At 63.7% G+C, this 11936-nt stretch carries 11 protein-coding genes; 7 read left to right on the forward strand and 4 right to left on the reverse strand.

Annotation, left to right across the window (positions count from 1 at the left end):
- Window positions 1–23: 23 nt before the first annotated feature.
- Window positions 24–677 carry a methionine ABC transporter permease gene (locus tag AB5Y95_RS19530; RefSeq protein WP_011704854.1) on the reverse strand — a complete coding sequence of 218 codons (654 nt, stop codon included), beginning with the start codon at window positions 675–677 and terminating at the stop codon, window positions 24–26.
- A complete protein-coding gene (metN, locus tag AB5Y95_RS19535; RefSeq protein WP_368161861.1) occupies window positions 658–1701 on the reverse strand; it encodes a methionine ABC transporter ATP-binding protein MetN in 1044 nt (347 codons plus the stop codon). The genes AB5Y95_RS19530 and metN overlap by 20 nt, the downstream gene beginning before the upstream one ends.
- A 471-nt stretch (window positions 1702–2172) precedes the next feature.
- Here metN and AB5Y95_RS19540 point away from each other — a divergent pair, with 471 nt between their 5' ends.
- Window positions 2173–2628 (forward strand): hypothetical protein, encoded by a 456-nt coding sequence (locus AB5Y95_RS19540; RefSeq protein ID WP_026139000.1) that lies wholly within the window; start codon window positions 2173–2175, stop codon window positions 2626–2628.
- 109 nt (window positions 2629–2737) lie between these two features.
- Here the strand turns inward: AB5Y95_RS19540 and ppgK are convergent, their stop codons facing one another.
- A complete protein-coding gene (ppgK, locus tag AB5Y95_RS19545; RefSeq protein ID WP_005304254.1) occupies window positions 2738–3493 on the reverse strand; it encodes a polyphosphate--glucose phosphotransferase in 756 nt (251 codons plus the stop codon).
- A gap of 83 nt (window positions 3494–3576) precedes the next feature.
- The gene (gene queG / locus AB5Y95_RS19550; RefSeq protein ID WP_368161862.1) at window positions 3577–4704 is read right to left on the reverse strand and encodes a tRNA epoxyqueuosine(34) reductase QueG; all 1128 of its coding nucleotides are present in this window, start codon (window positions 4702–4704) and stop codon (window positions 3577–3579) included.
- A 186-nt stretch (window positions 4705–4890) separates the two neighbouring features.
- Between queG and AB5Y95_RS19555 the strand changes: the two genes are divergently transcribed.
- From AB5Y95_RS19555 to hfq, 6 genes are all read left to right on the forward strand, one after another.
- The gene (locus tag AB5Y95_RS19555) at window positions 4891–6402 is read left to right on the forward strand and encodes an NAD(P)H-hydrate dehydratase (RefSeq protein ID WP_368161863.1); all 1512 of its coding nucleotides are present in this window, start codon (window positions 4891–4893) and stop codon (window positions 6400–6402) included.
- A gap of 8 nt (window positions 6403–6410) precedes the next feature.
- The gene (gene tsaE / locus AB5Y95_RS19560; protein ID WP_005304245.1) at window positions 6411–6884 is read left to right on the forward strand and encodes a tRNA (adenosine(37)-N6)-threonylcarbamoyltransferase complex ATPase subunit type 1 TsaE; all 474 of its coding nucleotides are present in this window, start codon (window positions 6411–6413) and stop codon (window positions 6882–6884) included.
- On the forward strand, window positions 6875–8431 hold the full coding sequence (locus AB5Y95_RS19565) for an N-acetylmuramoyl-L-alanine amidase (protein ID WP_368161864.1): 1557 nt from the start codon (window positions 6875–6877) through the stop codon (window positions 8429–8431). The genes tsaE and AB5Y95_RS19565 overlap by 10 nt, the downstream gene beginning before the upstream one ends.
- A 229-nt stretch (window positions 8432–8660) precedes the next feature.
- Window positions 8661–10535, forward strand: coding sequence for a DNA mismatch repair endonuclease MutL (gene mutL, locus AB5Y95_RS19570; RefSeq protein ID WP_368161865.1), 1875 nt, complete (start codon window positions 8661–8663; stop codon window positions 10533–10535).
- Between the two features lie 91 nt (window positions 10536–10626).
- Window positions 10627–11544: a tRNA (adenosine(37)-N6)-dimethylallyltransferase MiaA gene (miaA, locus tag AB5Y95_RS19575; protein WP_368162112.1), complete on the forward strand. Its 918-nt coding sequence runs from the start codon at window positions 10627–10629 to the stop codon at window positions 11542–11544.
- A 70-nt stretch (window positions 11545–11614) separates the two neighbouring features.
- Window positions 11615–11878, forward strand: coding sequence for an RNA chaperone Hfq (gene hfq / locus AB5Y95_RS19580; protein ID WP_005304228.1), 264 nt, complete (start codon window positions 11615–11617; stop codon window positions 11876–11878).
- The last annotated feature ends 58 nt before the right edge of the window (window positions 11879–11936 follow it).

Consider the following 11936-nt stretch of genomic DNA (forward strand, 5'->3'; position numbering starts at 1 on the left):
AACCTCCTGTCAGAAATCGACGATTAACGATGATCACATTTGTTGACCAGGCGCTCACCCGCGCTCTGGATGAGTTGAACCAGCACTACCAGGATCACGACGGTGACCAGCATGACGGTTGGGTCAAAGCGTTGATAGCCGTAGCGAATACCCACATCGCCCAGTCCACCACCCCCGATGGCACCAGCCATGGCGGAGTAGTTCACCAGCGTGACGAGGGTGATGGTGACGCTGTTGAGGATGCCGGGCAGGGCCTCGGGCAGCAGTACCTTGGTGATGATTTGCAATGGCTTGGCGCCCATGGCCTTGGCCGCTTCCAGCAGGCCGTCCGGCACCTCCATCAGGGCCCCTTCCACCAGGCGGGCGATGAAGGGGATGCAACCGACGGTCAGCGGCACGATGGCGGCGATGGTGCCGATGCTGGTGCCGACGATCAGCCGGGTCAGCGGGATGATCGCGACCAGCAGGATAATGAAGGGCACCGAGCGACCGACATTGACCACCATGCCCAGAGTGCGGTTGAGCAGCGGGTTGGCCAGGATCTGGCCGGCCTTGGTCACGTGCAGCGCCACGCCGAGCGGCAGACCGAGCAGGCAGCCGAACAGGGCGGAGGCAAACACCATGATGAGGGTGTCGCCCAGGGCTGTGAACAGCAGATTAATCATTGCTTCGGACATAACCCATTACCTCCAGCTGAATATGGTTGTCGATGAAGAACTGTTGGGTGGCCTCGCACTGGGCCTCATCCCCGAACAGTTCCGCCAGCAGGAAGCCGAACTTGACGCCGCCGGCGTACTCGATGTCGGCGCTCAGAATGCTGATGTCGATGTTGAAGCGGCGGCTCGCTTCCGAGATGAGCGGCGTGTCGACCGTGCTGCCGGTAAAGCCGAGTTTCACCAGCGGATAGCTGGCAGGTACCCGGTCGCTACTCATCCGATCCTGATACTCCTGGGGTACTTCCAGGTGAATGGTGGAGTGGATGAAATCCCGTGCCAGCTGGGTCTTGGCATTGCTGAAGAACCAGGCCACTTCGCCCTGTTCGATCAGCCGGCCGTCGCTGATGATGGCCACTTCGTCGCAGATCCCCTTCACCACGTCCATCTCGTGGGTGATGAGCAGTATGGTGAGCCCCAGCTTGACGTTGATCTCCTTGAGCAGGGTCAGGATCGAGCGGGTGGTCTGTGGGTCGAGGGCCGAGGTAGCCTCGTCGCACAGCAACACCTTGGGGGCCGGGGCCAGCGCCCGGGCGATGGCGACCCGCTGCTTCTGACCGCCGGATAGCTCTGACGGATAGGCGTGGGCGCGGGCTTCCAGCCCGACCAGCGCCAGCAGCTCGGTGACCCGATTCTGGATCTTGTCCTTGCTCCAGCCCGCCAGCTCCAGCGGAAAGGCGACGTTGGCGGAGACGGTGCGGGAGGCCAGCAGGTTGAAGTGCTGGAAGATCATCCCGATCTGGCGGCGGGCCTGGGTTAGATCCCGCTCGCTCAGGGCGACCAGATCCTGGCCGTCGACGATGATCTGGCCATCCGTCGGGCGCTCCAGCAGGTTGACGCAGCGGATGAGGGTGCTCTTGCCGGCACCGGAGGCACCGATTACCCCGAAAATTTTGCCTTGCGGCACATGCAGGCTGACATCACGCAGGGCGTGCACGGCATCACTGCCTTTACCGTAGACTTTGTTGAGACCGATCAACTTAATCATGGATTCTTCCGTGCTAACAGCCTTAAAGCACAGGGCGCTACAGGCGGGTGAATTGGGCAGAGGTTTCACTGGGTTGCTCTGTCATCATGGAGGATGATGCTAAGATGTCTGGATGGCCATGTCAACGCGTGTTTATACATCTAGACGTCTAAAAAAGTGATAAGGATTGCCACTGGTTGACTAAGGCCGACGGTGATCCGGTTCACATCAATATTGTATTTGGCAGTGTAGTAGGATTGCCGAATATCAAATGGCAAATACACCATTATCACTTCCTTTATTAGTCGTGAGACGGATTCAGCTGCTCATCCTTTTACTCCCCCCGGGTTGGCACAAATCATTCCATTTTGTATCGATCGCTGCTTTCTTGGCCGGCTTCTTGATGCAGCACAACAAGGGCCGTGCTTTGGCTTGGCTTGCAATTGCCTGTTTTTTATACTGAATGGGCACGACATACAGGAGGGCAACCTGATGCGATTTCAACAAATCAAAGACTTGCTGCTCTATCTGGAGCAGGTGCATCACCAGCTTGGACTCTGTTACGGGCGCCTCATGACCCAGGTGGATGGCGAGCGCAGCCGGCTGCTGCTGGCCTATCTGCAGCAGCGGGAGGAGGCGGCTGGTACCCAGCTGGATGACTATTTGAGCGAACTTGGCGAAGGGGTGAAGGAGACCTGGCTGGAGCGGGGCTTCAGCGAGGATCTGCTGCCCGGGATCCGGCGCCTGAGCCTGCCTGCCACGGCCCAGACCCAGGACATAGTGCAGCTGGTGTGCCGGCAGGAGGAGAAACTCATCGGCGAGCTCAGCCATCTGGCCCGGGAGTGTCCGACCGAGGAGACGGTGCGGCTGCTGGGTGGCCTGGCCACGCAGGAGCAGACCCGCCTGACCCGGCTGGTGCACGGTGCCCATCGGCTCGACGATCTCTAGGGGATGGCTGTTGTCGGGTGAGGTGTGCGGCGCGTAGTGAAAAATGTGCGGGGAAAACAGCAGAGGCCCGGCAATGCCGGGCCTCTGCTGTTTGTTGTTCACGACGGGCTCATGCCGACTGGCGGGCGGCGGTCAGCTCGGCGGCGTGCAGAGCGGCGCCTATGATACCGGCCTGATTGAGGTTGGCGGCCGCTACCAGCGGGGCCCGGGTCTCAATCTTGTCGATGAACTTGTCGAGCTTGGCGGCGCTGCCGCCGCCCAGGATGAAGAGGTCGGGGGAGAACAGAAACTCGAGGCGAGCCAGGTACTTGTTGAAGCGCTTGCCCCAGCGGCCCCAGGAGAGATCCTCGCGCTTGCGCACCGCGTCCGAGCAGTAGTGCTCGGCCACCATCCCTTCCAGCATCAGGTGACCCAGCTCGGTGTTGGGCAGCAGTTGGCCGTTGACGAACACGGCGGTGCCGATGCCGGTGCCGACCGTGATGAGGATGATCACCCCCTGGCGATCCCGGCCGTTGCCGTAGCGCATCTCCGCCAGACCGGCCGCATCGGCGTCGTTCAGCACGTGGCAGGGCTGGCCGGTCACGTCGCCAAACAGATGGGCGACGTCGGTCTCAATCCAGCTCTTGTCGATGTTGGCCGCACTCTTGGCGATGCCGTTGTGGATGGTGGCGGGAAAGCCGCAGCCCACCGGGCCCTTCCAGTCGAAGTGTTCCACCAGCGCCTTGAGGGTATGCGCCACGGCGGCCGGGGTGGCCGGCTGCGGCGTCACCAGCCGGTGGCGTTCGCCAATCAGCTCGCCCGTTGCGGTGTCGACCAGGCATCCCTTGATCCCCGAACCACCGATATCCACTCCCAACATCTGCATCAGCTTGTTCCTTTTGTTGTGCCGACCATCGACCGTCGGCAGAGCATGAAAAAATGACCTGGATCCGGCAAGGGGCAGATCGTCTATGCGTGATCCGGCAGACCTTTTTCGATGCAGCGGATCAGCAAGCGGGTCTTTTTGTTGTCATCCTGCTGGCGCCGGGCCAGGGTCGCCAGCGCCCACTCGATATGTTCGGCCACCATGGGCTCGGCTTCAGCCAGCGCCTGCTGCAGGGCCACCATTACCTCCTGGCTGGCTGGGCCGTTGCCAAGGGCCACCGCCAGGTTGCGGCGCCAGCGCTGATAGCCGATGCGGCGAATGGGGCTGCCTTCCGTGTGCTTGAGAAACTCGCGCTCGCTCCAGCCCCACAAGGTCAAGAGGGGCGGGCGGTGCAGATTGGGGCGCGGGCTGAAGTCGGGCTCAGGGCTGGCATTGGCGTAGCGGTTCCAGGGGCAGATGAGCTGGCAGTCGTCACAGCCATAGATGCGGTTGCCCATCAGCGGCCGGAACTCTACGGGGATGGGGCCGTCGTTCTCGATGGTGAGGTAGGAGATGCAGCGGCGGCCATCCACCACGTAGGGGGCGACAATGGCGCCGGTGGGGCAGATGTTGATGCAGGCCACACACTTGCCGCACTGCTCTTGCTCCACCGGGGCATCCAGCGGCAGCGGCAGGCTGAGCAGCAGCTCCCCCAGAAAGAAGAAGGATCCCGCCGACTCGTTGAGCAGCAGCGAGTGTTTGCCCACCCAGCCGAGGCCGGCCTTGGCCGCCAGCGGCCGCTCCAGAATGGGGGCCGAGTCGACGAAGGGGCGCCAGCCCAGCGCCTCGCAGCGCTGCTCGATGCGCTCCCCCAGCTGCTTGAGCCGGCTGCGCAGCAGCTTGTGGTAGTCGCGACCCAGGGCATAGCGGCTGATGTAGCCGAGGGTGGGGTCGCGCAGGGTGGCGGCGAAGCCCGCCTCGAACGGGAGATAGTTCATCCGCACCGACAGCACCCGCAAGGTACCCGGCAGCAGCTCGTGGGGACGGGCCCGCATCATGCCGTGGCGCGCCATGTAGTCCATGCTGCCGTGATAGCCAGCGTCCAGCCAGGCTTGCAGCCTGGGCTCTTCGAGGGTGAGATCCGTGTCTGTGATGCCGGCCTGGTCGAATCCTAGCTCGCTCGCCCAGAGCTTGATATCTTGGGCCAGTTGATGGAGTTCGGCCGTGGTCATGGCGCTGCCGGTCCTGCTGGCGGGCGGCCTGAGCGTGCACCGGGATGGGAGTGTACTGTCATGCTGTATCGCATCTCTGGGGGCTTGCTGCCAAGGTTAACCGATGGGGGCGTTTGCCGCCGTCATACTGCATCATGAGCCCGGTGCCCGCCGGACCGGATCAATGGATGAGAGTCAGGAGCCGTCATGGAACAGGTCATCGGGGATGCTATCAGCGGGAAAGAGGGGCAGAGCTTACCACAATCACTGTGGCGGACTGAACAGATCCGTGCCCTGGAGCGGGAGTGGGCCGAACGCGAGGGGCTGAGCCTCTATGCCCTGATGGAGCGCGCCGGTGCTGCGCTGCGTACCTACGCCACCCACCACTGGCCGCACAGCCGGTGCTGGTGGATCTTTACCGGCCCCGGCAACAACGGTGGCGACGGCTACGTGCTGGCCCGCCTGGCGAGACAGCTTGGTCTTGAGCTTCAGGTGATTGCCGTGCGGGATCCCGCCGAGCTGACGGGGGATGCCAGGCGGGCCGCCGACGAGTGGCTGGCGATGGGGGGCACAGTGGTGTCGGCAGAGGCGGGTGATCTCGACCGGCTGCCGACCCCTGATCTGGTGATAGATGCACTGCTTGGCACCGGTGTCCATATCCGGCTGTCACCGCTCATGACAAGGATCGTCGCAACAATCAATGGCTTGCAGGTGCCCGTGTTGGCGGTGGATCTCCCCTCCGGCCTCAATGCCGATACCGGCTGCGCCATGGGGACCGTGGTGCGCGCCAGCCGTACCCTCACTTTCATCGGCATCAAGCAGGGCATGCTCACCGCCGACGGGGTGGATTGCGTCGGTCGACTCGACTGCGACACCCTCGGCGTCACCGCGCCGCCCGAGTGGCAGGCGGCCGCCGAGCGCGTCGATTATCCTTCTCTTCGCGCCAGGCTGACGCCGCGCCAGCGCTCGTCCCACAAGGGCTCCCACGGCAAGGTGTTGCTGGTGGGGGGCAATGCGGGGATGCAGGGGGCCATCGTGCTGGCAGCGCGCGCCTGCCTGCGGGCCGGTGCCGGTCTGGTGCGGGTGTGCCAGCATCCTGATCACCTGCCCGCCAGCCTCTACCAGGCCGAATTGATGGGCAGTCAGGCCGGGGGGGAGGAAAACTGGGCCTCGGTGCGGGTGGTGGGACCGGGTCTGGGTCAGGATGAGTGGGGTCGGTGCCATTTTGAGTCATTTGTTAACGAGCGGGTGCCACTGGTATTGGATGCCGATGGATTGAATTGGCTGGCGCAATGTCCCCGTCATCAGGATAATTGGGTGCTCACGCCCCATCCGGGCGAGGCGGCCCGCCTGCTGGGCTGCACCATTGCCGAGATCGCCGCGGATCGCTTTGCCGCGGTGCAGCGTCTGCAGCAGCGCTTCGGCGGTGTGGTGCTGCTCAAGGGGGCGGGGACGCTGATCCACGACGGCAAGGGGATGACGCTCTGCAACGAGGGCAATCCCGGCATGGCCAGTGGCGGCATGGGCGACCTGTTATCTGGTATAATCGCCGCCCTTTTGGCCCAGGGCTGGTCTGCCGCCGAGGCAGCCCGACTGGGCGCCGTGATCCACGGGGAAGCGGCCGATCTGGCCGCTGCAGACGGAGAGCGGGGCATGCTGGCATCAGACCTGCTGCCCTTTATCCGTCGACTGGTTAATCCCGACACCATAACAAGCTAAAGAAGAACATGGCAAAACAGTTGATGATGACACTGCCGGACGAGGCAGCAACCGTGGCACTGGGTGGCCGTCTGGCCCACGCCTGCCAGCAGGCGACCACTGTCTTCCTGCATGGGGCCCTGGGGGCCGGCAAGACCACCCTGACTCGGGGCTGGGTGCAGGGGCTGGGTCATGAGGGCAAGGTCAAGAGCCCGACCTACACCCTGGTGGAGCCCTACGAGCTGGCCGACTGGCAGCTCTATCACTTCGATCTCTATCGGCTGGCCGACCCGGAAGAGCTGGAGTTCATGGGGATCCGCGACTACTTCGGCGCCAACACCCTCTGTCTGGTGGAGTGGCCGGAAAAGGGCGACGGCTGGCTGCCTGCGCCGGATCTCGAGATCACCCTGAGTTATGCAAACGAGCAGCGCGAGGTGCAGATTGACGCCCGCACTGCTATTGGCGAAGCCATTCTGGAACGGTTGTCATCTACGTGCGCTTGATCCTTGTTATTGCCCTCTCCCTGCTGGCCTTACCCTCCTGGGCGAATCAGCTCAAGAGCGTGCGGGTGTGGCCATCGCCGGATAACACCCGGGTGGTGCTCGACATGAGCAGCGCCCCTAATTACAACTACTTCACCCTGACCGGCCCCGATCGGCTGGTGATCGACCTGAAAGGGGCGAGCAACGTCACCAACCTGGCCCGCATCGAGAACAAGAGCGAGCTGGTGCGCAAGATCCGCGAGAGTTCGCCGCTGGAAAAAGGCGGGCTGCGGCTGGTGCTGGACCTGAGTTCAGCCATCAAGCCGGTGGTCTTTCCGCTGGCACCGGCCGGCCCCTACGGCCACCGGCTGGTGATCGACCTGCCTTATGAAGAGAAGTCCTCCGCCACCGCTCAGGCGGCACCGGTGGGCGGCAAGGGCAAGGGGGTGGTGATCGCCATCGACCCGGGCCACGGCGGGGAAGACCCGGGCTCCATCGGTCCGCGCCGCACCTACGAGAAGCGGGTGACCCTGGCGGTTTCCCAGAAACTGGCCGCCCTCATCGACCGCGAACCCGGCATGCGCGCCGTGCTGACCCGGCGCGGCGACTACTTCGTCGATCTGAACAAGCGCTCCGAGATTGCCCGCAAGGCCAAGGCCGATCTGCTGGTGTCGGTGCACGCCGACAGCTTCCACAACTCGACCCCGCGCGGCGCCTCCGTCTGGGTGCTGTCGACCAACCGTGCCAACCGCGAGATGGGCAGCTGGCTGGAGAAGCAGGAGAAACAGGGCGAGCTGCTGGGGGGCGTAGGCAAGGTGTTGGCCGAATCCGATCCCAACCCTTACTTGGCGCAGACCTTCCTCGACCTCTCCATGGACAAGTCGCGGGCTGAGGGCTATGACGTCAGCCGCCAGATCCTGCGCTCGCTGGGCCGGGTGGCCCGATTGCACAAGAAGGCGCCGGAGCACGCCAGCCTGGCGGTGCTGAAGGCGCCGGACATTCCCTCCGTGCTGGTGGAGACGGGCTTTATCTCCAACCACGCCGAAGAGAAGCTGCTGGCGACCTCCAGCTATCAGGATCAACTGGCTCGCGCCATCTTCGAGGGGATCCGCAACTATTACCGGGCTCACCCGACCAAGGGCGCCATGCTCACCGGCAAGGGGCAGGCCAGCAACAAGCAGGCCGCGGTCAGCCGCCCCGCCCCTGCCAGCAAGCCGGTCGCCGTCAGCAAACCTGCAGCGCAGCCGGTGGTAACCAACCGGATGCCGGCCACCGAACCGAACCGCAGCAGCGACGGCGGGGCGCCGGTCAGCAGCGTCGGCGGCTCTTCGTCCGGCGCCGGGGTGATCAAGCCCTACGTGGTGGCGGCCAAGGAGCCGAGCGTGCCGGTGACCAGCGTGCAGAGCAACGACAAGGCCAACATGATCCGTCATGTGGTCACCCGCGGGCAGAGCCTCTCCCGGCTTGCCGAGAAATACGGGGTTAGCCAGGCGCGACTGGTGGAGATCAACAAGCTCAAGTCGCGGGACATCCAGATAGGGCAGGTGCTCTATATCCCGCAAAAATAGCGCTGGATGAGGCGCCGGGCCCGCCCCTGCCAGTGGCAAGGGCTGACCCGGCTAGTCCTCATCGCCCCCGCCGATTATCCGCACCTTCAACCAGCAGGAGCCAGCGATGCCGATCCGTTCTTTGTCCCCTGTTCTGGCCAGCCAGACGAGCGCGGGCGGTGATACGGCGGCGTGGCGCCCAGTCGGGGCGGTTGCCACAGCCATCCCGTTCAACCAGCAGGAGTAAGCGATGCCAATTCGTATATTGCCGCCGATTCTGGCCAACCAGATTGCTGCCGGTGAGGTGGTGGAGCGGCCCTCCTCCGTGGTCAAGGAGCTGGTGGAAAACAGCCTGGATGCAGGGGCCGACCGGGTCGAGATCGACATCGACAAGGGTGGTGCCAAGCTCATTCGCATTCGCGACAATGGCGGTGGCGTCGCCAAGGATGAGCTGGTGCTGGCGCTGTCGCGCCACGCCACATCCAAGGTGGCGACTCTCGACGATCTGGAAGGGATCAACAGCCTGGGCTTTCGCGGCGAGGCGCTCGCCTCCATCAGTTCGGTCTCCCGGCTCACCTTTACCTCCCGCACGGCGGAGCAGTCCGAGGCCTGGCAGGCCCAGGCCGAAGGGCGCGAGATGAGCGTCACCGTCAAGCCGGCGGCCCACCCGGTGGGCACCACGGTGGAGGTGGTGGACCTCTTCTTCAACACCCCGGCCCGGCGCAAGTTCATGCGCAGCGAAAAGACCGAGTTTGCCCACATCGACGAGCTGGTGCGCCGCATCGCGCTCTCCCGCTTCGATGTCACCCTGATCCTGCGCCACAACGGCAAGGTGGTGCGCCAGTACAAGGCTGCCAACACGGTGGCGGAGCAGGAGCGCCGGCTCGCCGCGGTGTGCGGCTCTCCCTTCATGCATCACGCGCTGGCGGTGGAGAGCGAGCACAGCGACGTGCGGCTGTGGGGCTGGCTGGCCACGCCCGCCGGCGGCAGACCGCAGAACGATCTGCAATACACCTATGTCAACGGCCGCATGATGCGCGACAAGCTGATCAACCACGCCATCCGCCAGGCCTATGACGAGCTGCTGCCGACCGATCGCTTCGCGGCCTACGTGCTCTACATCGAGCTGGATCCGCGTCAGGTGGACGTCAACGTCCATCCGGCCAAGCACGAGGTGCGTTTTCATCAGGCGCGCCTCATTCACGACTTCATCTTCCAGGCGCTCTTTACCGCCCTGCGCCAGCCAGGGGCGGCAAGCGACGAGAGCGACCAGCCTCTGGCCGAGACCCTGGTCGAGCTGCCGGTCAGTGCCCCCATCGAGTATCCGGGCCAGGCGCCCAGAGCCGAGTGGTATGGTGCCGAGCACAACTACCGTGCCCCGGCCCGGGAAGTGCGGGAAGGAAGTGGCGCCGGGCGACCCGGCCACTACCAGCCGCCCGAGCCCCCCAGCCGGGAGGCGATGCGCGGCATGGGAGCGCTGCTCACCACCCTGCCGACGGTGCAGGACACGCCGCTGGCAGAGGCTGAAACCGCGCCTGCCGCCGCCGTGGCTGCCAAGGCGGGGGCATGGCGGGCTTTGACCCTGGTGGAGCAGGCCTATCTGCTGCTGGAGCGAGACAACCGGCTGGCCCTGCTGTCGCTGGTACGGGCCGAGCGCCTGCTGCTGCGCCACTGGCTGCTGGAAACCTGGGGCCAGGGGCTGGCGGCCCAGCCGCTGCTGCTGCCGGTCTCTTTCAAGCTGCCGAAAAACCTGGTCGCGCTGGTGGAAATGCAGGAGCGTTTGCTCAAACGGATGGGGCTGGAGTTGAAAAGCGGTGGGCGCGACACCATGATCCTGACTCGGGTGCCGGCGCTGCTGCGCCAGACCGATCTGGTGCGCTTATTACCCGAATTGCTGCAACTGATCGAGAGCGGATCTGACAGTGATGCTGGCCAGCAGGCTGAAGTACTATGCCAATGGCTGGTGGAGCAGGGGATAAGTCGCGAAAAAGTATATGATTTTGCCACGGCCAACCGCTTGCTGACGGAACTTGTTGCCGATTTCAGTGACCAACTGGCAGACGTTCGCATGGTGCGCCCGCTGTCACTGGCGAGCGTGCTGGCCGAGTTCGCCGATGGCCATTGAGGGAAATGCCCTCTTGAACCCATAAACCAGTTTTTTGCAGGTGCGCCGCCAGGGTGGCGACCATGCAAGGGGAGTTTTTCACGTGGCTGACTTGCCGACTGCAATTTTTCTGATGGGGCCGACGGCCTCCGGCAAGACGGATCTCGCCATCGAACTGTGCCAGGCACTGCCCTGCGACATCATCAGCGTGGATTCCGCGCTCATCTATCGCGGCATGGATATCGGCACCGCCAAGCCTACGCCGGCCGAACTGGCGCAGGCGCCACACCGGCTGATCGACATCCTGGATCCCGCTATGAGCTATTCGGCGGCCGATTTTTGCCGTGATGCGCTGCGGGAGATGAAAGAGATCGCCGAGCGCGGCCGCATTCCGCTGCTGGTGGGCGGCACCATGCTCTATTTCAAGGCGCTGCTGGAGGGACTCTCTCCGTTGCCCTCCGCCGACCCCGCCATTCGGGCCGGCATCGAGGAAGAGGCCGCCCGCCTTGGCTGGCAGGCGCTGCACGATGAGCTGGTGCGCATCGACCCGGTGGCCGGGGTCCGTATCCATCCCAATGACCCGCAACGGCTCAGCCGGGCGCTCGAGGTCTACCGCATCAGCGGCAAGACCCTCACCGAGCTGACCCAGGTGCAGGGGGAAGGGCTGCCCTACCGGGTGCTGCAGTTTGCCATCGCACCGAGCGATCGCGCCGTGCTGCACCAGCGCATCGAGCTGCGCTTTGACAAGATGCTGCAGGGCGGCTTTGAACAGGAGGTCAGGGGCCTCTACCAACGGGGTGATCTCACCCCGGATCTTCCCTCCATCCGCTGTGTGGGATACCGCCAAATGTGGGACTACCTGGCGGGGGAAGTGGAGTATGATGAGATGCGCTATCGCGGAATTGTTGCCACCCGCCAGTTGGCCAAGCGTCAAATGACCTGGTTGCGCGGTTGGTCTGATGTGACCTGGTTGGAATCTGGTGAGTCTGGCAATCTGGCAAGGGTCGTCGCCCGTGCCGGAGTGGCTTGACACTCCTGTATAATCAGGTTGTTATATTGATATCCGGTGTTTAAAAACAACAAACTATAAGGAAAAGAAGATGGCTAAGGGGCAATCTCTCCAAGACCCGTTTTTGAATGCGCTGCGCCGTGAGCGGATTCCTGTTTCTATCTATTTGGTGAACGGCATCAAGCTGCAGGGTCAGATCGAATCGTTTGACCAGTTTGTCATTTTGCTGAAGAACACCGTGAGCCAGATGGTTTACAAGCACGCCATCTCCACCGTGGTGCCGGCCCGTGCCGTCAACCATCACCAGCACGCCCAGGGCGCGGCTGGCGAAGAGCAGGGTGAAGCCGAGGCGTGATATCCCGGGACGAGGCGACTCGTCAACCCAGATTCATCATGATTCCTGTCAAGGAGCA

The organism is Aeromonas sp. R5-3 (genome assembly GCF_040908225.1).
Classification (GTDB): Bacteria; Pseudomonadota; Gammaproteobacteria; order Enterobacterales; family Aeromonadaceae; genus Aeromonas; species Aeromonas dhakensis.

Excerpts from the sequence above, each read along its gene's own strand:
- AB5Y95_RS19555 (WP_368161863.1), top strand. The coding sequence starts at position 4,891 with ATGGAACAGGTCATCGGGGATGCTATCAGCGGGAAAGAGGGGCAGAGC.
- tsaE (WP_005304245.1), top strand. The coding sequence starts at position 6,411 with ATGGCAAAACAGTTGATGATGACACTGCCGGACGAGGCAGCAACCGTG.
- ppgK (WP_005304254.1), bottom strand. The coding sequence starts at position 3,493 with ATGCAGATGTTGGGAGTGGATATCGGTGGTTCGGGGATCAAGGGATGC.
- AB5Y95_RS19530 (WP_011704854.1), bottom strand. The coding sequence starts at position 677 with ATGTCCGAAGCAATGATTAATCTGCTGTTCACAGCCCTGGGCGACACC.
- metN (WP_368161861.1), bottom strand. The coding sequence starts at position 1,701 with ATGATTAAGTTGATCGGTCTCAACAAAGTCTACGGTAAAGGCAGTGAT.
- queG (WP_368161862.1), bottom strand. The coding sequence starts at position 4,704 with ATGACCACGGCCGAACTCCATCAACTGGCCCAAGATATCAAGCTCTGG.
- mutL (WP_368161865.1), top strand. The coding sequence starts at position 8,661 with ATGCCAATTCGTATATTGCCGCCGATTCTGGCCAACCAGATTGCTGCC.
- AB5Y95_RS19540 (WP_026139000.1), top strand. The coding sequence starts at position 2,173 with ATGCGATTTCAACAAATCAAAGACTTGCTGCTCTATCTGGAGCAGGTG.
- hfq (WP_005304228.1), top strand. The coding sequence starts at position 11,615 with ATGGCTAAGGGGCAATCTCTCCAAGACCCGTTTTTGAATGCGCTGCGC.